Raw genomic sequence first — 20,532 nt, forward strand, 5'->3', positions numbered from 1 at the left:
TGCCCGGTGTGCGGCGCGCGGGGCTGGTGCGCGATCGGCGATCGGCTGCGACGATGGCGTTGGCGTGTGCCTGCCAGAGCCGCGGGCGCGGCCGTCGTGTCCTCGTCGGTGCCGGTCCGGGAGCGGTCTGGGTGAGTCTCATCGAGCAGGAGCAGCCGCTTCTCGACGCGTTACGGCCCCGGGACCGGGCCGCGCTGCTGGCGCTGGGCGTCCCGCGCGGCTACCGGACCGGCGAGGTACTGCTGTCCGAGAACGCCACCACGTCGTACGTCGTCGCACTCCTCGGCGGCTGGGCGACGGTGTCCGTGTCGACCGAGCGCGGCAGCCGGCTGATCCTCGCGTTGCGCGGAGCCGGTGAACTCGTCGGTGAACTCGCCGCGATGGACCGCCGCCCGCGCAGCGCCACGGTGACGGCCCTCGGTGACGTGGACGCCGTGGTGATCCCCGGTGACCGGTTCCGCGGCTTTCTCGCCGCCAGCCCCGCCGTCAGCGCGCTGGCGTTCCGGCAGCTCGGTTCGCGGCTGCGCAGCGCCGACGGCGAACGCCGCTCCCTGGCCTCGGAGAACGTCCTGCAACGGCTTGCCGCCCGGCTCCTGGAACTGGCCGTGCGGACCGGGCGCCGCGCCGCCGACGGCAGTGTCACCGTCGACCTGCCGCTGCCCCAGCACGATCTCGCGGCCTCCGTGGGCTCGACCCGGGAGGCGGTCGCCAAGGCGCTGCGGCTGCTGCGCGAGCGGGGCATCGTCCGCACGGCCACCCGGCAGATCGCCGTCGTGGAACTGGAGCCGCTGCGGCTGCTGGCCGGGGAAGGATCCGAGCCGGGCCGGCCGACTGTGTAAACGGCTACAGACGGCCGGGGCGGACCGGGCTCATCCTGTCCGTGCCGGGCCGTGATTCTTCGGATTCTCAGGGATTCTCAGGGGGGAAGAATGAGCAGTCGTGAGGCCGTGCACCGCATGGTGGTGAGCGCCGACATCAAGGACTCGGGAAGACAGGGCCGGCGGGCCAGGCTCCGCTCGCGCGCCGGCATGTACGACATCTTCGGGCTCGCCTTCGACGCGGTGGGCGTGACGGGTGGCCAACTGCACCTGGAGGACCGGGGCGACGGGCTGCTGGCCGCGGTGGCGCCGGAGGTGCCGCCCACGGCCCTGGTGGGACTGTGGCTCGAAGAGGTGCACCAGGGGTTGCGCGAGCACAACGCCGGACTGCGCGACCCGCTGCGGCTCCGGGTCGCGATGCACGCGGGCCCGGTGACCGACGACGGCCGCGGACTGGTCGGCCGGGCGGTCGATCTGACCTGCCGGCTCTGCGACAGCGAACCGGCCAGGGCGGTCCTCGCCGCCGCCGACGACGTGGACCTGGTCTTCGTGGTCTCCGACCACCTCTACCGCACGGTCGTCGCCGAGGGCGGCAGGTTCGTGGAGCCGGAGCACTACCGGCCGCGTCAGGTACGGCTCAAGGAGACCGACGAGACCGCCTGGTTCCACGTGCCCCGCCGCAGCGAGCCGCCACTGCCGGAGCCGGCGGTACGCCGTGTGGTGGCGGCCGTGCCGGAGGACGGCGAGCGGCCCGCACCGCGGCCCGCCCCGCGGGCCACGCCCACGAAGTACTGGATCACCGTCAACGGCGGCCCCAACCAGGTCGTCGACGGAGCCGAGGTCCACGGCGACATCGTCGGCGTCCGCCTCCCCCGCGAGGACGAGGGCGGCGCCCGAGGGGGCGGGCGCGGATGACCGAGGCGGGCAAGGGCGGCGGCCCGGCGGCCGGCGGCGGTCGGGCCGACGGAGGTCCGGCCGGGGGAGGTCCGCAGACCTCGGCGGCCGACGGCAGGCCGGGTGCGGGGCGCGCCGGTCCGCTGGGCGACCGCAGGGAGGCCGGCGCGCACGACGCCGTACGGCAGGCACGGGCCAACTTCGTCGGCGTCCACGGGCGCAACGCGATCGTCGACGGCAGCCAGGGCGATGTGCACCTGGGCGACCACCACCACTACCACGGAACCCGGGAGAGCCTTCCCCGTCTGATCTCCGGCGCCGTGCCCAGGGACGAACTACGGCGTCTGCGGCTGGTCTTCGAGCCCCCGCCCGGCTACCTCGACCTGAAGACGCTGCTGGAGCGGCAGCGGCTGCTCGCGTTGTGCGGCGACCCGGGCACCGGGCGCGGCTACACCACCCTCTCCCTGCTCGACGAGGTGACCCGCGGCCGCGTCGAACGGATCGACGCGAGCACCGAACTGGACCGGATCACCGCGTCGGACCTCCAGGAGGGGCACGGCTACTGCATCGAGATCACCGGTGACGAGCCGGTGCCGGTCGAGCGGCGCGTCCGGGGCGGGCGAGGGGACGACGAGGAGTGGCGCAGGCCCGCCGAACGCCCCGCCGAGATCCATCTGGACCGGCTCAGTCGTCTGCTGGACGGACGGGACGCGTACGCCGTCCTCGTCGTCGGCGTCGGCGGCTTCGCCGACGAGCTGCTGCGTGGACGGTACGGCCGCCTGGGCCGGCCCGCCTCGGCCGACGGCATGCTGCGCAGACACCTCGTCGCCCTGCTGGGCCACTCGGAGAACGACCGGCTGGAGCAGGCACTGGCCCTGGCCCGGCGCCCGGACGTGGTGAAGGCCATGGGCCTCGACCGACTCCGGCCGCACGAGGTGCGCACCCTCGCCGGGCTGCTCGTCGCCCACCTCGGCGGCGAGACCCCCGAGGACGAACTGCTCGCCGAACTGAGGCTGTTCTCCCACCAGCAGGCCCAGGCATGGTTCGACACCACCGGCCGGGCCGTGCCCCGCCACCGCGACGCCCCCGCGCCGGCGCTCCGGCAGGCGGCGTTCCGTACGGCCGTCTCCGTGTACAACGGCTCCCCCTACAGCGTGGCCGCCGAGGCGGCGGAACAGCTGGCCTGGGAGTTCGCCCAGACCACGCACCCCGAACGGGTACCGGGGCGGGCGCTGTTCAACGACCACCTCCTGGCCCGGCTCGCGGCCGCCCGAGCCGAACTGTTCACCGGCGACGTGACGTTCGACGAGCGGGCACTGGCCGCCCGCAAGGTGCGGCTCCAGGGCCGCGCCCTGTCCTGGGCCGTCCTCTCCCACGTGTGGGACGAATACCACAACGCCCGTGGCCCGCTGTGCCGTTGGCTGCGGGTCCAGTGCGACGACGACCGGCCGATGGTGTGGATCCCGGCGGCCATCACGGCCGGCACGCTGTGCACCCGCGACTTCTCGTTCGTCCTGGAGGACGTCCTGCACCCGATGGCCTTCTCCGACTCCGTCCAGCAGCGGATGGCGGCCGCCACCGCGCTCGCCCACGCCGCGGCCCTGGACGAGGGGGTGCGCCCGGTCGTACGGGATCTGGTCCGCGGGTGGGCGCGGATCGGCGGCGAGGCCGAGTCCGTCACGGCCGCCCTGGTCCACGGCTTCGGCACCGTGGAACCCTCGGTCTCCGACAGCCTGGACGCACTGGGCCGGCTGGCCGGCCGGGAGGAACGGGAGGAGTTGGACCTGCTGTCCGGGGCCTCCTTCAGCGTGGCCCGCCTGCTCGCCGGCGCCGAACCGGGCACGGTGCTGCGGCGCCTGGGCGCCTGGATGGGCGACCGCCGGCAGAACCGCCGCAACCTGGCCCTGTTCACCGTGGACCGGATGGTCTGGCAGCGCGCCTCGCACCTGTGGAACCTGGAGGACGCCCCGGGACTCCAGCGCCACGGGAACTGGCCGCTGATCGCCGCGCTGCTCACCGTACGCCCGGAGAACACCCGGATGATGGCGGACCTGGTGTGGTGCGGCCTGGACACCGCCCGGTGGCGGGAGGAACTGGAGATCTCCCTGAGCGAGTGGATCCGCCGGGCGGAGGCCGAGCCACGGCTGCTGGACCCGATCTGCGGCTTCCTGCCCCGCCTGGTGACCTCCGTGGCGGACGCCGAACGGCTGCGGAACCTGGTGCGCCGACTGGAGCGCGACCCCGACGAGTCCCTGACCCCGGCCACCGTACGACGGCTGCGAGAGGCGATCCCCGAGCGGCCGCCGGCCCCAGCGGCCGGGCACCCGACCGTGATCCGCCGGCCGTGATGCGCCGGCCGTGATCCGCCGGCCGGACGCGTCCGGCCGGTGAGTCGCGGCCGCCACCGAGAGGACGGAGTGAGATGAACGCCCAGAACGCGCCGCACATGAACCCGTTGAATCCCGCGCCGCACATGAACCCCATGCACCCCGCGCCGCACATGAACCCCCTGAACCCGGTGCCGCCACAGGCCCCGGTGTCGTCACCGCAGGCTTCCGTGCCGCAGCCCGCCCCCGGGCCGGTCTTCCGTGCGGCGCCCGCCTGGACACCGGAGCCTTCCAGACACCCCGTACAACTCCCCTCACCCGCACAGGAGTTGGCGGGTCCGTTCATCCGCGAGTACCGACCGGCCTGGCCCTACCGGCACAGCAGCGCGCAGATCGCGGCCGTGCTCTACTACCGCCACCGACGCCCCCGGGTGGTCCGGCCCGAGGGGGAGGAGGGCCCGCTGCCGCGCCGGGTGCTCAGCGCGTGGCTGCTGCGCTGGCTCCCGCGCCCCCTCGCCGCCCTGGAACTGCAACTGGGCTGGCACACCGTGGCGTTCGAGGCCCAGCTGCCCGCCGCGGAGTCCGGCCGGTCCTTTCCCACCGCGATCCGCGTCCGCTGGCAGGTGAACGACCCCTTCCTGGTCGCCCGGAGCCAGGTCTCCGACGTCGCCGCGTTGCTCGTCCCCGAACTGGAGCAGCGGCTGCGCGATGTCTCCCGCGGCTACTCCATCCGGCGCGCCGAGGAGGTCCGTGACGCGGTCCACGCGGCCCTGGACGGCCACGACCTGGGCACCCGGTTCGGCCTGGAACTCGACGTGTTCGTGACGATCTCGTCGGACAAGCTCATCCAGGACCACGGCGAGAACCTCGGCCGCGACGAGGGCAAGCGGGAGCTGATCCGCATCTGGACCCGCGAGTTCCAGCACGCCATGGACGGCGGTGACCACACCGTCATGGCGCAGATGATGGCCCGCAACCCCGAAGACCTCCAGGACATCCGCCAGATGTTCCGCAAGGAGCAGCGCGAGGAGCGCCAGGACGTCATGGAGCTGATGTCCCGGCTGATCGACGGCGGACTGCTGGAACGCTGGGAACTGGGCGATCAGGCCATGGTGGTGGTGGAGTTCCTGCGGTCGGGCATGCGCAGGGTGACCGCCGACCCGCGCCCGCAGGTGGCGAACGGCTCGACACCCCGGCGCAGCCTCTTCTGGGAGCAGGAGGACGGCGCCGACGACACCGGGTCCTCCGGTACGACGACCGACGGCTCGGACGGTACCGGTGTTCAGGGCGGTCAGGGCGGTCACGGCGGCTCGGGGGCCTGAGGGAAGGGGAGGGGAGGGTGATGGCGGTGACGGATCCCGAGCCGTCCCGGCGGCGGGCCGTGGTGCCCGGTCCGGCGCGGGGCACGCTGGACGAACCCGGCCCCCGGTTCGTCGCGGAGCGGCTCCTCACCTGGGCACGTGAGGAGGTCGCACGGGCGGACACCAAGGCGTCAGTGCTGCTCTCGGGCGTCGTCGCCGTCTCCGTGCTCGTCGTGTCGGCCGGGCACGGGCCCGGGGCTTCCGGCGCGGTGGGCGCGGTGGGCGCGGTGGGCGCCGGGCTCTGGTGCGCGGGGATCATGATGCTGACCATGGTGATCCTGCCGCGCACCCGACCGCCGGGAAGTCCCCGGCGAGGGCCGAGGGCCACGGACGCCGGGCGCGGCCCCTCGGTGGCGACCCTGCACGCCGAGGCCGGCCCCGGGGAACTGGCGACGGCCGTCCTCGCGGCCGGCGGGGACCCCGTCCGCTGGATGCTGGACCAGGCCCGCGTGCTCGGGGCCATCCTCGCCGTCAAGTACCGCTGGATGCGGTGGGCCGTGGTGTTCCTGGCGGCCGGGGCGGCGGCGGTCGCGACGACAGCGCGCTGAACGGTCGCCGCTTCCCGCCCCATCGCGAGGAGTGCCCAGGGCAGGCTCCCCGGGCGGGACCGCTACAGCGCGGCCTTGACGGTCTTCATCGTGAAGTGCGAGGTGACGTTCTTGATCCGCGGGATCGTCATGACCCGCTGACTGAGGAACGTCTCGTAGGCCGGCAGATCGGCCACGGCCACCCGCACGAAGTAGTCGGGGGTGCCGAACAGCCTCCGCAGCTCCAGCACCTCCTCGGCCTCGGCCAGGGTCTGCTCGAAGTGCTCCACGGTCTCCGCGTCCTGGGATTCCAGACCGAGGTCGATCAGCACCTCGAACGCCCGCCCCCGGGCCACCGGGTCGATCACCGCGCGGTACCCCTGGATCACCCCGTCGGCCTCCAGTCGCTGGACGCGCCGCAGACAGGGCCCGGTGGTGAGCCCGACCCGCTGCGCCAGCTCCACGTTGGTGAGCCGTCCGTCCCGCTCCAGCTCGGCAATGATTGCACCGTCGATCGCATCCATAGCAGAAGATTGCACCTCAGGTCATGATCAGCGCAATCTTCGCAACCACATGGCGCCGCTTTCACGAGACGATGGACGGGTGCAGCAACACGCTTCTCCTCCGACTCCGACCTCGTCGACGCCGGTGCCGACGCCACGGACTGCCGAGACGCCTGAGGCTCCCGGGGCTGCCAGGACGCCTGAGGCTCTCGTGGACCGGCGCGGCCGGATCGCCGCAGGCGTCCGGGACTCCTTCTCCGCCGGCCTCGGCATCTTCCCCCTGGGTATCGCCCTCGGGCTGCTCGTCCTCCAGGCCGGGCTGCCCTGGTGGCTCACGCCCGCCCTGTCCCTGTCGGCGTTCGCCGGCTCCCTGGAACTGCTCCTGGTCGGTATGACGGCGAGCGTCACGCCCTTGGCCGCGATCGCGCTGACCGTGCTGGTGGTCAACTTCCGGCACGTCTTCTACGCGTTCTCCTTCCCGCTCCACCTGGTCAGGCACCCGGTGGCCAAGGCGTACGCGGTCTACGCGATGATCGACGAGGCGTACGCCGTCAACGCCTCCCTGCCCGAGCGTGAACGCTCCGCCGAGCGTCTGCTCGCCCTCCAGATCGCCTGCGAGATCTACTGGGTCGGCGGCGGACTGGTCGGCGTCGCCCTGGGCGCGGTCCTGCCGGCGCCGGTCAAGGGCCTGGAGTTCGCCCTGTGCGCCCTGTTCACCGTGCTCACCCTGGACGCCTTCCGTTCCCGCCGGGAGATTCCCTCGGTCCTGCTGGCCGGCGCGAGCGTCACCGTCGCGCTCGTCCTGGCCCCGGGCCTGGCCCTGTTCGCCGCGCTGCTGCTGTTCGTCGCCCTGCTGCTGGCCCGCCACGCGCTCACCGCCCGCCGACCCGCACCGGAGACCGCCGATGCCTAGCACCTCGTACCTCGTCGCCGTCCTGGCGATCGTCTTCACGATCACCTTCGCCCTGCGTGCCGTCCCCTTCGTCGTGCTCGGCCGGCTGCGCGACTCGATGATCGTGCGGCGGCTGGCGGCGTGGATGCCGGTCGGCATCCTGGCGATCCTCGCCGTGACGGCCCTGCGCGGCACGATCGCCACCGACCCGCACGGCACCCGGTACGCGCTGCTCGCGGTGGCCGTCACCATCGCCGTCCACCTGGCCTTCGGCCGGCGCACCATCCTCAGCGTCGGGTTCGGCACGGCTGTGTACGTCGTCCTGCTCAACGCCCTCTGAGCGCGTCCGCGTTCTGCCCTCCGGGCGGGGCGCGCTGCGCGATGTCTTGACGTGTACTTGGCGTGATGGCTTTATGGGAGCGCTCCCACACATGCACATGCTCAGGCACTCTCACGCAGTGTTCCGCTCCCCCCACCCGAGTTTCTTGGCCTCACTCCCAGGAGTCGCAGTGAGAACCACAAGAAGCACGACACGAAGCACGGCACGAAGCACGAAGCGAAGCGCGGCACGAAGCGCGACACGAAGCGCGGCACGAAGCACGACACGAAGCACGGCACGAAGCACGAAGCGAAGCGCGGCACGAAGCGCGACACGAAGCGCGGCACGAAGCGCGGCACGAAGCGCGACACGAAGCGCGACACGAAGCTCTGAACGCGACGCGGGCCGGTACGCCGCCTCCGCCCGCCGGTACGCCACCCGTCTGGTCCGGCTGACCGTGCTCCTCGGGCTCGTGGCCCTCGGTGTGCTCTCCCCGGCCACGGCCCAGGCCCGGACGGCCTCCGGCGACCTCGCCGCCACCGGCCTGCACATCAGCGACGGCCGGCTCCTCGAAGGCAACGGGAACGACTTCGTGATGCGCGGCGTGAACCACGCCCACACCTGGTACCCGGGCGAGACGCAGTCGCTCGCCGACATCAAGGCGCTGGGTGCCAACACCGTCCGGGTCGTCCTCGCCGACGGCCACCGTTGGAGCGCCAACAGCCCTTCGGACGTGGCGAACGTCATCAGCCAGTGCAAGGCCAACCGCCTCATCTGCGTCCTGGAGGTGCACGACACCACGGGCTACGGCGAGGACACCGCCGCCGGCACGCTCGACCAGGCCGCCGACTACTGGATCGGCCTGAAGGACGTGCTCGCCGGGCAGGAGGACTACGTCGTCGTCAACATCGGCAACGAGCCCTGGGGCAACACCGATCCCGCGGGCTGGACGGCCCCGACGATCGCCGCGATCCAGAAGCTGCGCAACGCCGGTCTCCAGCACACGATCATGGTGGACGCGCCCAACTGGGGCCAGGACTGGCAGGGCGTCATGCGGGCCAACGCCCAGTCCGTGTACGCCGCCGACCCCACCGGCAACCTGATCTTCTCGATCCACATGTACAGCGTCTTCGACACCGCGGCGGAGATCACCGACTATCTCCATGCCTTCGTCGACGCCGGACTTCCCCTCCTGATAGGCGAGTTCGGTGGCCCCGCCGACCAGTGGGGCGACCCGGACGAGGACACCATGATGGCCACCGCCCAGCAGCTGAAGCTGGGCTACCTGGCCTGGTCCTGGAGCGGCAACACCGACCCGATCCTCGACCTGGCGACCGACTTCGACCCCAGCCGCCTCAGCTCCTGGGGCCAGCGCATCTTCAACGGCACCAACGGCATCGCCCAGACGGCCAGGGAGGCCACCGTCTACGGCGGCGGCACCCCCGGCGACACCCAGGCCCCGAGCACCCCGGGCACCCCCACCGCCTCCGCGGTGACGGCCACCTCCGTCACACTCGGCTGGAGCGCCGCCACCGACAATGTCGGGGTCGCGGGGTACGACGTCGTCCGGATCGGCGGCGGCTCCGAGAGCGCCGTCGCCGCGTCCACCACCAACGCGGTCACGGTGACCGGCCTCACCGCCGGCACGGCCTACAGCTTCGCCGTCTACGCCCGGGACGCCGCCGGGAACCGCTCGGCCCGCTCGGGCACGGTGAACGTCACCACCGGCAGCGCGCCCGCCACGCCCTGCTCGGTCGGCTACCGCGTCGTGGGTGAGTGGCCCGGCGGCTTCCAGGGCGACATCACCCTGCGCAACACCGGCACCGCCGCCGTCACCGGCTGGAAGCTGGTCTTCGCCTTCGCCGACGGCCAGACCGTCACGAACATGTGGGGCGGGACGGCCACCCAGAGCGGCGGCACGGTGAGCGTCGCCCCCGCCTCCTACACGTCCACCATCCCCGCGGGCGGCTCGGTGACCGTCGGCTTCATCGGCGCCAAGGGCGCCACGAACACCGCACCCGCCGCCTTCACCCTCAACGGCACGACCTGCGCCACCACCTGACCGGACACCCTCACTCCGGCTGCCCGACCGGGCACCGCTCCGCCGGTCGGCCGCCACCCCGCCGGTCGGCGGAGCCGTCACCTCCGCCGACCGGCACCCGCACCCACACCCACACCCACCCCCGTACTCGCACTTTGCACCCGTCCCCTCGCCCCACCCCCGCAGCCCTGCCACCAGCACCGCTGCCGAAAGTACAGCCGTGAACTTCTTGTGACGGCGGGACAGGGGATCGCATACTGAGCGCGATCAAGAAAGAGCCCTGCCGCGCGCGGTGGGGTGCGTGGCCTCGGGGGAGTCATGAGCGGTCCGGACAGCCGGCTCGTGCAGACGGCGGTGATCGGCACACCGGGCTCCGCCCGGGCGATCATCCTTCCGACGGAGGCGGACGACCTCACCCGCTGGCGGCGCCGCCATCCCACATACGCCTACTACTGCGGAACGCAGCTCGGCGGCTGCGGCCACGAGCTGTCGGACCGGCTGTACCGCGACAAGGTCTGCCACTTCGCGCACCGCCCGCACACCTCCTGCCACCGCACCGCGACCGGCGCGGCGAGCGCCGACCACCTCTTCATCCGCGACGACCTCGCCGCCTGGGCCGGCCGGCACCGGCTGAAGGGGCGCGTCACCGCCCACGACCTGGGATCCGGGCCCGGTGACGTGGTGGACTTCCGGGTCCGCGAGTCCCGGCAGCACGTCCGCTTCCAGTTCAGCAGGCTTCCGCACACCGACTGGCGGCGCACCCGCGACCGGCTGACCCGTGAATCGTCCACCCTCGACTGGGTGTTCGGCCCGGGCACGGCCCACCCGGACACCGTGGAGGAGCTGTACGACGAGCACGGACATGTGCTCCGCTTCCGCTTCGAGACGCTCGGCGCCGTACGCCGGATCCGGCTGCGGGCGGAGGACCCCCGGCGCAGTACCGACTGGGTGCCGCTCGAAGCCTGCGCGATGACCCCCGAGGGGCTCGTGGTGCCGGGCGCCGAACGCCGGCCGCGCCGACGCGGCCCTGTCCCGGCCGTCCCTCTCACGGCCACACCCGCGCGGCGGTCCCCCGAGGAACAGGTGCGCGCGGTCCGGGAGGCGCTGGCCGATGCCGCGCGTCTGCGCACCCGGCCCACGTGGGAGGCGCTCGCCCGGGCCGCGGGCGGTGACCTCGCGGAGCTGTCCGTCCCGTCCCGGGTGCGTCTCCTCGTCGCCGTGGAACGGGCCGCCGGCACCGAGGGCGCCCCGCTCCTCTCGGCCCTGCTGCGGACCGGGGAGGGCGATCCGCCGCCCTATGTGGCGGACGTCGTCGCCGTCCTCGGGTGCGGTACGCCGGCGACGGCGGGCGTGCTCAAGCGGTGGTGCCAGCGGGAGGCGGACCGCGCGTTCGCCGTCCACGGCGTGCCGTCGCGCACCGCTCCGCCCCGGCTGCCGCTCACGGACGACGGGCAGATCGCCGCACCGGGCGCGGAGCCGCCGCGGCACCGGACCATCGTCCATGTGAAGGGCGGCGCCGTACGGCGTCCCGCCCGGCGGCAGGACGCCGAGATCCGGCACGCCCTGGTCGCCGCACGACAGGTACAGGACCGTCAGCGTGCCGCGTATCTGCTGAAGGAGGCCGAGCGGGGGTTGCCGCGGCTGCCCGAACCGCAGCGTGGCCGGCTGGCCGAGGAGATGCGGCTGACCGGGCGTTGGCTGAGCGGTCTCCCGGCTCCGTCGAAACCCAGGAAGAGGAAGCGGGCGAAGACCGCCGGGCAGGGGCAGACCGGGGCGACACCCAAGGCCACCCCCAGGGCGACCCCCAAGGCCAAGTCCAAGGGCAGCAGCCTGAGCGGCGCGCGCCCCCTGCCCGGCTTCGAGAACCCGGCCGCGGGGGGCAGGCCCACGAAGACGTCGAGGAAGTCGAAGAAGTCGCCGAAGCCGCCCACGCCGTCGAAGGGAACACTGCGCTGAGATCCCGCCGACCGCCGCCCTCGCGCTGCTGATCCTCGCCGCGGTGGCCGCCGGCGACCGCTCGGCCCGGCCCGGGGAGAAGCGTTGGATCAGCGTCGCCCTCGGCCCGCAGTCCGCCGCTCGGCGCCGACGAGGTCGTCCCCTTTCCCCGTCCGGCGTTCCGCTCCCCTCATGCACCGGGTGCCGCCTCCGGGCTGCCGCACCTGGCCGAAATCCAGCGCCCGAGGGGAGCCCGGGGCATACCCGTACGACCGGGGTGGGCAGAGAGGTCCCGTATGGCAGCCGCGAGGGGGATCGGATGTCCATGGACTGGGCCGCGACCGTCACCACGGTGGGCGGGGTGGCGGCCACGCTGATCGGCGTGGTGGCCGGCTCGCTCCTCACCAGTCGCAGCGACCGCGCGCACTGGGCGCGTGACAAGCAGATCGCCGCATGTTCGGCGATCGTGGCCGAGTCGACCCGGGTCCAGCTCGCACTACGCCGTGCTTGGACGCACGGCGACGCGGTGGACTGGGTGCAGTGGAACGTCGCCCTGGGGACGATCTGGCTGGTCGGCTCTCCCGCCGTGGTGCAGGCCGCCGCCCGGGTGGACGAGGTGTTCTGGGCCTGCAGCGACCGGTTCGTACGGAACACCGGGGCCGGCGCTGACGACTGGGACGAGGCGAGGGACCGGATGGAGGCCGCCCGGCTGCACTTCATCAACACCGCGCGCCACTACATCGACCCCGAGCGGACCCGGCTCACCCAGGTGCCGGTCAGCAGGCCGGCCTGGCGCCGCGCTACCGGGCGGGCCGTCGGCCCTCAGCCGGACCCGGGGAACGCCCCCGACGCCGCCTGAGGGCCGAACGGCCCGGGGGAGTTCACTCCCGGGCGGCCCGTGCGAACAGGTCGTGGAGCGGTACGGGGGCGAGCAGCCGGGGGAACGGACCGCGGACCACCTTGGCCGACACGGTCGCGAGATGGTCCGCCAACTTGTGGCTCTCCAGCGGCAGATGGGGTGCGTCGAGGGTCTCCCAGGCGCCCGGGACGAACACCGTGCGGCCGGCCCGGGGGCGGCGGTCCGTGTCGACGGCGCCCGCGTCCACCAGTTCCGCCTGGGCCGCCTTGTGCCGGGCCGCCGTCCAGCCGTTCCACCGGCGGATGTTGCGGTCCGTGGGCCGGGCCAGCGTCAGCAGCTGGAGATGGAGGGCGGCGGCATCGGCGCCGATGCCGAGCCGGCGGGCGTGCCCGGCCACCGCGTCCGGGGCGCTGAGCGTCGGATCTGCCTCGTAGCCGCCCGCGGGCACCGGGGTCGTGGCGGCGCGGTCGACGATCCGGGCCAGTCCCTCGAACATGTCCCGGACCGCCTCCAGGGTCGCCCGCAGCCAGGTCAGTCCCCTGTCCGTGCAGCGGGCCAGGACGCCCTCGACCAGCGCCGGATCCGCCAGCGCGGCCGGGCGCAGGAAGACCTCTCCCCGCGGGACGGCGACGACCAGCAGACCGTCGTCGAGCACCGCTTCCACCGGCTCCCGCCCCTCCCACAGCGGCTGCGGGCACGGCAGGACGACCCCCTCGTACGGCCGGAAGTCCGCCGCGCCGTCCAGGACCGAGGGCGGAAGGTGGGCGCTCAGCTCCACCAGGGTGCCGGGATCGTCCAGTCGGGCCCGCAGCCACTCGTACAGCTGGAGCGCGCCCGTGGCGGCCGGATGGCCGACCGGCCGTTCCGACAGGGCCCACGCGATGACCGCCGCCGCCTCCAGGTGCCCGGGCCGGCTGTCCGGCACCCGGTCCCCGACGGATCCGTCCGGGCCGGTGTGGCGCAGGGCGAGCCGTCCGGAACGCTCGCCGACGAGGACCACGGCCCGCCCGTCGACGGGCGGGCGTCCGCAGGACAGGCCGCGCGCCCACTCGGCCCCCAGGCCCAGGTCGCTCTCCAGCGCCTCGGCGAGTTCCTCGTCGACGTACGGAGTCGTGCCGAGGAGGCCGGCCCAGACGGCCGCCATCCGTTCCGCTGCCCGGTCCATGCCGTCCCGCTGCCACAGGTCGGCCGGATCCTCGGGGACGCCCGCGGCGAGCACGGCGCGCCGGCCGGCCGGGCCGAGCCGGTGCCACAGGGCGTCGTACTCGGCGGCCGTCGTTCTGTTCGCCCTGAAGGGTGCGGCGCGCAGCATCTTCTGGTGCTCGTCGTGGTGTTCGCGCCGCGGCAGACCGCCCAGGACGAGCGTGGCGACCGGGCGCCGGACCCCGGTGAGCCGGGAGAACAGCCGCACCGCCTCCGGGGTGAGGGGGAGCGGTCCGTGCCGCTCGGCCAGGTCCGCCAGACGGGTCAGACGGACGCTGTCGTCCCCGGTCAGGGTGACGGTCTCGTCCTCCTCGGTCCGGGCCGGTGCCGGGTCGCCGGCCCGTTGGAGGAAGCGGGCCGTGCCACCGCGCGCGGGGCCGCCGGCGAGGAGCAGCCCGGCGGCCCGGGACCGGGCGAGTTCCTCCTCGGGTGCGCGGCCGGTGCGCCAGACACCGCCGGGCTCGGCGAACGGCTGTGTCCGCCAGACGGCCAACAGGGCGGCCAGCGCTTCCCGTTCGCCCTCCGGCGTGGTCTCGACCGAGGCCCGCCAGGCGACGGCGCCGATCCCGCCGAGCAGCACCTGCCACTCGGCCGGCGCGGAGGGCGGGGCGAGCCGCCGGGTCTCCTCGTCGATCTCGCCGCGCAGCCGGCGTCCGTCGGCGGCGACCGCGGTGAGGGTGCCGGGGTGGCCCTCCGGCTTGTGGGCCTCGTAGGGGCGCCGGTCGGGCAGGAGTCCGGACAGGGCCGGGGCGAGGACCGTGTCGGGGACGTCCGCGGGCAGGTCCACCACCGGTCCGGCCCGCAGGACGGACACCCGGTGGGACAGCTCCCGCCGGCGCCGCAGCACGTCGGCGGCCAGCTCGGCCGAGCGCACCACACCCGCCAGGATCCGGGGGTCGGTCACCTCGGGCAGGAGCCGGGACACACGCGTGTGCAGGGTGTCGTCCCGAGGGGTCTCGACGGCCGCGGCCAGCAGGGCGCCCACGGTGTCGGAGCCCACCGTGCGCAGCGCCCGCGAGGAACCGGCGTCGCGCGGGGTGAGGAAGTGCCAGTACGCGGGCGGCGGCACGGGCGTGTGCCCCTCGCCGAGGGTGGCGCGGTGGCCGTACCGGGCGTCGGGCAGGAAGCCGCGGACCTGCCACAGCAGGGAGTTGTCCCCGGCCGCGTGACAGCGGATGTCCTCCAGGCCGGCCAGGACCGCGTCCTCGCCGCCCTCGGGGAACCGGACGACGCCCCAGGGGCGCCGCCCCGGGCGCCGGCTGCGGTAGCGGGCGCTGCGGCCGTCCACCGACTCCAGCAGGAACTCCCTCGGTGAGGGACCCGAGTAGGGCGTGCGGTGCAGGACGCGGCAGCCGACGAGCCGTCCGTCCTGGCCGAGCGGGGAGCCGGGGGCGCCCTCCGGGAGCAGTGCGAGGGTGTGTCCGTCCGGGAACTCCGCCATGCCGGGCGGGACTTCGCGGTCCCGGTGGAAGTCCGGCGGGGTGCGGTCGGCGCCGCGCTCCCCGGTCACCGGCTCGCAGCGGGTCCAGGCTCCCCGGAACACCTCGGCGCTCCAGACGTCCCGGCCGTCGCTCATCTGGAGGTCGATGCCGCCGATGCCCTGGTGCCCGCCGGGGCGCAGGACCCGCCCGCCGTCGTGGCGGCCACCGCCGTCCGCGCTCGCGAACTGGTAGCCCAGCCCACCCTGGACGAGCCCGCCCCAGGGTCGCATCCCGAAGGTGTCCTGCGGGGTGAACACGTCCTGCGGGCTGCCGCTCCAGAAGGCCGACCGGGTGGCCTCCTTGCCTTCGCCGGCCGTCCAGCCGACCAGGAACTCGCCGCCCGCGAAATGGACCGTGGTGGCCTTCGCGTCGTCCGGCACCCGGAAGGAGTACGACGCGCGGGTGCCCGCGTGGTCCACGGCGACGGCCCGGTCCCTGCCGTACACGGTGAGAACCGGCCAGGTGCAGGTGACACGGAGCGTCTCGGACGCCTCGTAGCCCGCCATGGCCTCCTCCAGCGCGGGCCAGCCCAGCTCCTCCGGCAGTCCCGAGCGCAATGCCCGGGCGAGCGGGCCCGTGAGGTCCAGCGCGGCCAGCATTCCCTCGATGCCGTCCAAGGCGGTGGCCGTGGGCCGGTCCAGCAGGGTGTCCAGTTCCTCCAGCGCCTCGTCGGCCGCGGCGAGCCCGCCTCCGCGCAGTGCGGCGAGCAGGGCCTCGATCCGGCTCCGGACCTCGGCGGCGATGCCCGCGTTGCGCGGCAGCCGGGTGATCGCGGTGCCCGTGCCGCGCAGCCCCGCGTGCACGGTGCCCTCCAGCCGGGCGCCGAACACCGGGTCGGCGGCCAGCGCCCGCAGGTCGCGCCGGGAGCGCTCGCCCCAGAACTCCAGCCGCACCGACTCGCCCGGGTCCTCCACGGCGATGCCCTCGGCGAGGCAGGCGTCCAGGAGGTCGGCGTCGAGGCCCGGGTAGTGGTACTGGTCCTCGTGGAGCCGGACGGGCCCGCCCTCCTCGCGCAGCACGGGCGCGCAGCGGGCCACGATCTCGAACAGCTCCGGCGGCATCGGCTGGCGTGAGACCCCGCCGTAGGGCACCTTCCGGTGGGAGTACGCGCGTGTGTACCTGCCCAGCCAGGCGCCGAGACCTCCCTCGGGGGTCAGCCGGCCGTCCCCCGCCGCGTCGACCGCGCCGGCGCGCAGCAGGAGTCGCAGCCAGGCCGCCGCGTCGTTGCGCGACTCGGGGAACAGGTCGAGCAACGCCCGCTGCACCCCGGCGTCCTGAGGGTGCGCGGTCAGCGGGGCGGTGGCCGCCTCCAGCAGCGCGTCCGGCACGGCCTTGCCGCGCGCGGAGCCGAGCAGTCGGCCCAGCACCCGGGCCTCCTCGGCGCCGTCCAGCCCGGCCGCGCGGGTGGAGACGCGGACCCGGCGGGCGAGATCGGCCGGCAGTTCCCCGGGGGACGCCGCCCAGGCGGTGAGGACCCGGACGTACTCCTCGTGCGCCTCGGCGGGCGAGGCGTGGTCGGACAGCCAGCGCTGATGATCGCTCAGTTCCTTGACGGGCAGCGCCCCGGCGCCCGCGCACAGCAGTACGTTGGCCCGGCGCCAGTCGGGGTCGACGGGCAGGGCGTGGTCCTGCTCCGCCTTGCGGGCCAGGGTGTAGGCCTTGGCCGCCGCACGTCCGGGGTAGCCGCTCAGCCGGTGCGCCACCGTGTCCCAGAACCAGGGCAGATGGGCCGGTGGCAGCGCCGGCGCCCGGCGCTGGAGCCGGTCCAGGCAGCGGCCGGGCCGCGGGTGGGCCGATGACACCGCCGCCCGGACCTCGTCGAGGACGGCGAGCGCGGCGGATTCCCCCTCGGGGTCCTGGGACGTGACCCAGAGGGCGTAGGTGACGGACCGGTGCGGCTCCGGGGGCAGCAGGGCGTGGGCGAGCATACGACCGATCTTGGCACGCGCCACTGACAGTCCGTCGGGAACGTCAGTGTTTGATATGTAAAACATATTGACACGCGCCAGGGTCCGATGTGCGTTTGAAATGTCAAACGTAGGGGGGTTTGGGTAATGTGTGACCATGTCCACGACCCCCCGCTGGCTCAACGCCGACGAACGACGGGCCTGGTTCGCCTACATCGAGTTCTCCACCCTGCTCGCCGACCACCTCAACCGGCAGCTGCGGCGCGACGCGGGGATGACCCACGCGGACTACAGCCTGCTGGCCTATCTCTCCGCCGCGCCCGACGGCACGCTCGGCATGTCCGAGCTGGCCCAGCGCCTGAAGATCACCCGCAGCCGGCTCACCCACGCGGTCAGCCGGCTGCGCGAGGTCGGTCTGGTCGACCGCCGGGAGGACCCCGCCGACGGCCGCGGCCAGCTCGCCGTCCTCACCGACGAGGGCAAGGCCCTGCTGGAGGAGGTCGCCCCCGGCCATGTCGAGGCCGTGCGCCGGGCCGTGTTCGACGTCCTCACCCCCGAGCAGGTCGAGCAGTTCGCGGAGATCGGCGAGGCGATCAGCGCCGCCCTGCACCGCGCCGAGGGAACCGAGACGGACCCCGCCGTACTGCCCTGGCGGCGCCGCTGAGAACTGTCTCGCGCGGGTGAGGCGGCGGCACTCCCGGAGCGCCCCGGCGACCGTTCGCCGAGATCTTCGGTCCGGCATCGAGAAGAACCGGCCCACGGCGCGTACCTGGGGGTACGGGGTCGCTCGCCCCGCTGTCGAACACGCCACCGATCCAAGGGACGTACCTCGTGAACGCAACCGCCGCCATCGGCGTCACCGGCCTCGGCGTGATGGGTCGCAACCTCGCGCGCAACTTCGCCCGCAACGGCCACACCGTCGCCGTCCACAACCGCTCCGTCGGGCGCACCCGCGCGCTCGTCGAGGAGTTCGGCCACGAGGGCACGTTCGTCCCCGCGGAGACGGCGGAGGAGTTCGTGGCCGCCCTGGAGCGCCCCCGCCGCCTGATGATCATGGTGCAGGCGGGCGAGGTCACCGACGCCGTCATCGACGAGTTCGCCCCGCTCCTGCAGCCCGGCGACATGATCATCGACGGTGGCAACGCCCACTTCGCCGACACCCGCCGCCGCGAGGCCGCCCTTCGCGAGAAGGGCATCCACTTCGTCGGCACCGGCGTCTCCGGCGGTGAGGAGGGCGCCCTCAACGGTCCGTCGATCATGGTCGGCGGCTCCAGCGAGTCGTACGACGTCCTGGGCCCGATGTTCGACTCCATCAGCGCGAAGGTGGACGGCGAGTCCTGTGCCGCCCACGTCGGCACCGACGGCGCCGGGCACTTCGTCAAGATGGTGCACAACGGCATCGAGTACGCCGACATGCAGCTCATCGCCGAGGCCTACGACCTGCTGCGCCAGGTCGCCGGCTACACCCCCGCCGAGATCGCCGAGGTCTTCCAGGAGTGGAACCGGGGCCGGCTCGGCTCCTATCTGATCGAGATCACCGCCGAGGTCCTCGCCCACACCGACGCCCTCACCGGGCAGGCGTTCGTCGACATCGTGACCGACGCCGCCGGCCAGAAGGGCACCGGCCGCTGGACCGTCCAGACCGCCCTCGACCTCGGCTCCCCGGTCACCGCCATCGCCCAGGCCACCTTCGCCCGCGCCGCCTCCGGCCAGCGCGAACTGCGCGCCGCCTACGCCGGACTGCCCGGCGGCACCACGCCCCTGCTCAGCCGTACCGAGGCCGCCCGCTTCACCTCGCAGGTCGAGCACGCCCTGTACGCGTCGAAGGTCATCGCCTACGACCAGGGCTGGAAGATGATCCAGGACGCGGCCGCCGAGTTCGGCTGGAAGATCGACCTGGGTTCGGTCGCCAGAATCTGGCGCGGCGGCTGCATCATCCGTGCCACCTTCCTCGACCGCATCCGCGCCGCGTACGCCGCCGACCCGGAACTGGTCAGCCTGCTCGGCGAGATGGAGTTCGCCATGGAGATCACCGACGCGCAGGTGCCGTGGCGCGAGACGGTGGCCTCCGCCGCCCGCCGGGGCATCCCGGTCCCGGCCTTCTCCGCCGCCCTCTCCCACTACGACACCCTGCGCGCCGAGCGTCTGCCCGCGGCCCTCCTCCAGGGCCAGCGCGACTACTTCGGCGCCCACACCTACGGCCGTACCGACCGTCCCGGCGCCTTCCACACGCACTGGGCCGAGCCCGGCCGCCCGGAGACGTCCGACTGACGGCCGTCACCCGGTCGCCCTCGCCGGCCCATCGCGGCCGGCGAGGCGTGAGGGGGTCGGTTCACGCGCGCGGCGCCGCCGACCGCCGGATCACGAGCTGGGTGCCCAGGACCACATGGTCGTCACCGGACACCCGCTCCTCCCGCTCCAGCGCCAGCCGGACCGCCGACCGGCCCAGATCCTCGTAGGGGACCCGGACCGTGGTCAGGGCGGGCGTCAGGTCGGCGGCGAAGGGCACGTCGTCGAAACCGACGACCGACACGTCCCCGGGGACGGCGAGGCCGGCCTCGCCCAGCGCGGCCAGCACGCCGAGGGCCACCATGTCGGTGCCTGCGCAGACGGCCGTGAAGTCCAGCCCCGCCCGCAGCGCGTCCCGGGTGCGCAGATAGCCGGACGTCCGGGTGAACGGACCCGGGACGTCCAGTTCCCCGTCGTACTCCACCCCGTGGGCGCGCAGCGCGTCCAGATGGCCGGCGCGGCGCTCCTGGGCCGTGGTGAACCCGGCCTCGCCGCCCAGGTACAGCACGCGCCGGTGCCCGCCGGCGAGCAGATGGGCGGACACCTGGAAGGCGCCGCCGCGGTTGTCGTACTCGATGACCGTGACCGGCAGACCGGCGGCCGGCGGCGGGCGGCCGACCAGCACCAGCCGGGATCCCGCGGAGTCCAGACCGCGCGCGTACGCGGCCATGCGCTCGTGGTACGCGTCGTCGATCTCCGCGCCGCCCACGAGCACCACCGCGGCCGCGTGCTGCTCCCGCATGAGCTGCACGAGGTCGTCCTCGCGGGCCGGATCCCCATGGGTGGCGCAGACCAGGCTCAGCCGTCCCCGGGTCGCCGCCTCCTGCTCCACGCCGGCCGCCACATGGGCGAGGGAGGGTCCGGTGATGTCCCGCAGGACCAGGGCGACCGGGCCGAGCACGGCACCGGACAGGGCCTTGGCGTGCACGTTCACCACGTAGTGCAGCGACTCGACCGCCGCCATCACCCGGGTCCGGGTGCCCTCGGAGACCGGGTAGTTCCCGGCCAGGGTCCGGGAGACGGTGGCCACCGACACTCCCGCGCGGGCGGCCACGTCACGAATGGTGCTGGGCTTGTCCCGGCCCGCCGTGCCCCGCCGCCGTCCGCCGCCGCCCGTCGCACGGGGGCTCGCGCCGCGCCCGGTCGCCTGATCCGTCACGGCTCGACGTTACTGCA

Annotated in this window: 15 protein-coding genes; 12 read left to right on the forward strand and 3 right to left on the reverse strand. The window is 74.0% G+C overall.

The genetic code is table 11. The features are described from left to right. The first annotated feature begins 131 nt into the window (after positions 1-131). The 5 genes from IE275_RS17475 (at position 132) to IE275_RS17495 (ending at position 5,948) form a co-directional block, all read left to right on the forward strand. On the forward strand, positions 132-839 hold the full coding sequence (locus tag IE275_RS17475) for a Crp/Fnr family transcriptional regulator (RefSeq protein ID WP_189712239.1): 708 nt from the start codon (positions 132-134) through the stop codon (positions 837-839). Positions 840-929: 90 nt separating this feature from the next. Beyond that, positions 930-1,733, forward strand: coding sequence for a hypothetical protein (locus IE275_RS17480; RefSeq protein ID WP_189712240.1), 804 nt, complete (start codon positions 930-932; stop codon positions 1,731-1,733). Continuing rightward, positions 1,730-4,060, forward strand: coding sequence for a hypothetical protein (locus IE275_RS17485; RefSeq protein WP_189712241.1), 2,331 nt, complete (start codon positions 1,730-1,732; stop codon positions 4,058-4,060). Before IE275_RS17480 ends, IE275_RS17485 begins: the two co-directional genes overlap by 4 nt. Positions 4,061-4,134: 74 nt before the next feature. Continuing rightward, positions 4,135-5,361: a hypothetical protein gene (locus IE275_RS17490; protein WP_189712242.1), complete on the forward strand. Its 1,227-nt coding sequence runs from the start codon at positions 4,135-4,137 to the stop codon at positions 5,359-5,361. Positions 5,362-5,387: 26 nt separating this feature from the next. Then, the gene (locus IE275_RS17495; protein WP_189712243.1) at positions 5,388-5,948 is read left to right on the forward strand and encodes a Pycsar system effector family protein; all 561 of its coding nucleotides are present in this window, start codon (positions 5,388-5,390) and stop codon (positions 5,946-5,948) included. A 62-nt stretch (positions 5,949-6,010) separates the two neighbouring features. Here IE275_RS17495 and IE275_RS17500 read toward each other — a convergent pair whose 3' ends face one another. Beyond that, complete coding sequence (locus IE275_RS17500; protein ID WP_189712244.1) at positions 6,011-6,451, reverse strand: Lrp/AsnC family transcriptional regulator; 441 nt, start codon at positions 6,449-6,451, stop codon at positions 6,011-6,013. 190 nt (positions 6,452-6,641) lie between these two features. Between IE275_RS17500 and IE275_RS17505 the strand changes: the two genes are divergently transcribed. From IE275_RS17505 to IE275_RS17525, 5 genes are all read left to right on the forward strand, one after another. Beyond that, positions 6,642-7,343: an AzlC family ABC transporter permease gene (locus IE275_RS17505; protein WP_229870316.1), complete on the forward strand. Its 702-nt coding sequence runs from the start codon at positions 6,642-6,644 to the stop codon at positions 7,341-7,343. Then, complete coding sequence (locus tag IE275_RS17510) at positions 7,336-7,662, forward strand: branched-chain amino acid transporter permease (protein WP_189712246.1); 327 nt, start codon at positions 7,336-7,338, stop codon at positions 7,660-7,662. Before IE275_RS17505 ends, IE275_RS17510 begins: the two co-directional genes overlap by 8 nt. 430 nt (positions 7,663-8,092) lie before the next feature. Then, entirely contained in the window at positions 8,093-9,703 is a 1,611-nt protein-coding gene (locus IE275_RS17515) for a cellulase family glycosylhydrolase (RefSeq protein WP_229870324.1), read from the forward strand. A 297-nt stretch (positions 9,704-10,000) separates the two neighbouring features. Beyond that, positions 10,001-11,638, forward strand: a complete 1,638-nt coding sequence (locus IE275_RS17520; RefSeq protein WP_229870318.1) for a hypothetical protein — start codon at positions 10,001-10,003, stop codon at positions 11,636-11,638. Positions 11,639-11,936: 298 nt separating this feature from the next. Then, complete coding sequence (locus tag IE275_RS17525; RefSeq protein ID WP_189712247.1) at positions 11,937-12,476, forward strand: hypothetical protein; 540 nt, start codon at positions 11,937-11,939, stop codon at positions 12,474-12,476. A gap of 22 nt (positions 12,477-12,498) precedes the next feature. Here the strand turns inward: IE275_RS17525 and IE275_RS46820 are convergent, their stop codons facing one another. After that, positions 12,499-17,088, reverse strand: coding sequence for a hypothetical protein (locus tag IE275_RS46820; protein ID WP_189712248.1), 4,590 nt, complete (start codon positions 17,086-17,088; stop codon positions 12,499-12,501). 136 nt (positions 17,089-17,224) lie between these two features. Between IE275_RS46820 and IE275_RS17535 the strand changes: the two genes are divergently transcribed. Together IE275_RS17535 and gnd are read left to right on the forward strand one after the other, a co-directional pair. After that, positions 17,225-17,731 (forward strand): MarR family winged helix-turn-helix transcriptional regulator, encoded by a 507-nt coding sequence (locus IE275_RS17535; protein ID WP_189712249.1) that lies wholly within the window; start codon positions 17,225-17,227, stop codon positions 17,729-17,731. Between the two features lie 167 nt (positions 17,732-17,898). Next, positions 17,899-19,338, forward strand: a complete 1,440-nt coding sequence (gene gnd / locus IE275_RS17540) for an NADP-dependent phosphogluconate dehydrogenase (RefSeq protein ID WP_189712250.1) — start codon at positions 17,899-17,901, stop codon at positions 19,336-19,338. A gap of 61 nt (positions 19,339-19,399) precedes the next feature. Here gnd and IE275_RS17545 read toward each other — a convergent pair whose 3' ends face one another. After that, positions 19,400-20,515, reverse strand: a complete 1,116-nt coding sequence (locus tag IE275_RS17545) for a LacI family DNA-binding transcriptional regulator (RefSeq protein WP_189712251.1) — start codon at positions 20,513-20,515, stop codon at positions 19,400-19,402. Positions 20,516-20,532: the final 17 nt, after the last annotated feature.

The sequence above is a fragment of the Streptomyces phaeofaciens genome, from assembly GCF_014648915.1.
Taxonomy (GTDB): domain Bacteria; phylum Actinomycetota; class Actinomycetes; order Streptomycetales; family Streptomycetaceae; genus Streptomyces; species Streptomyces phaeofaciens.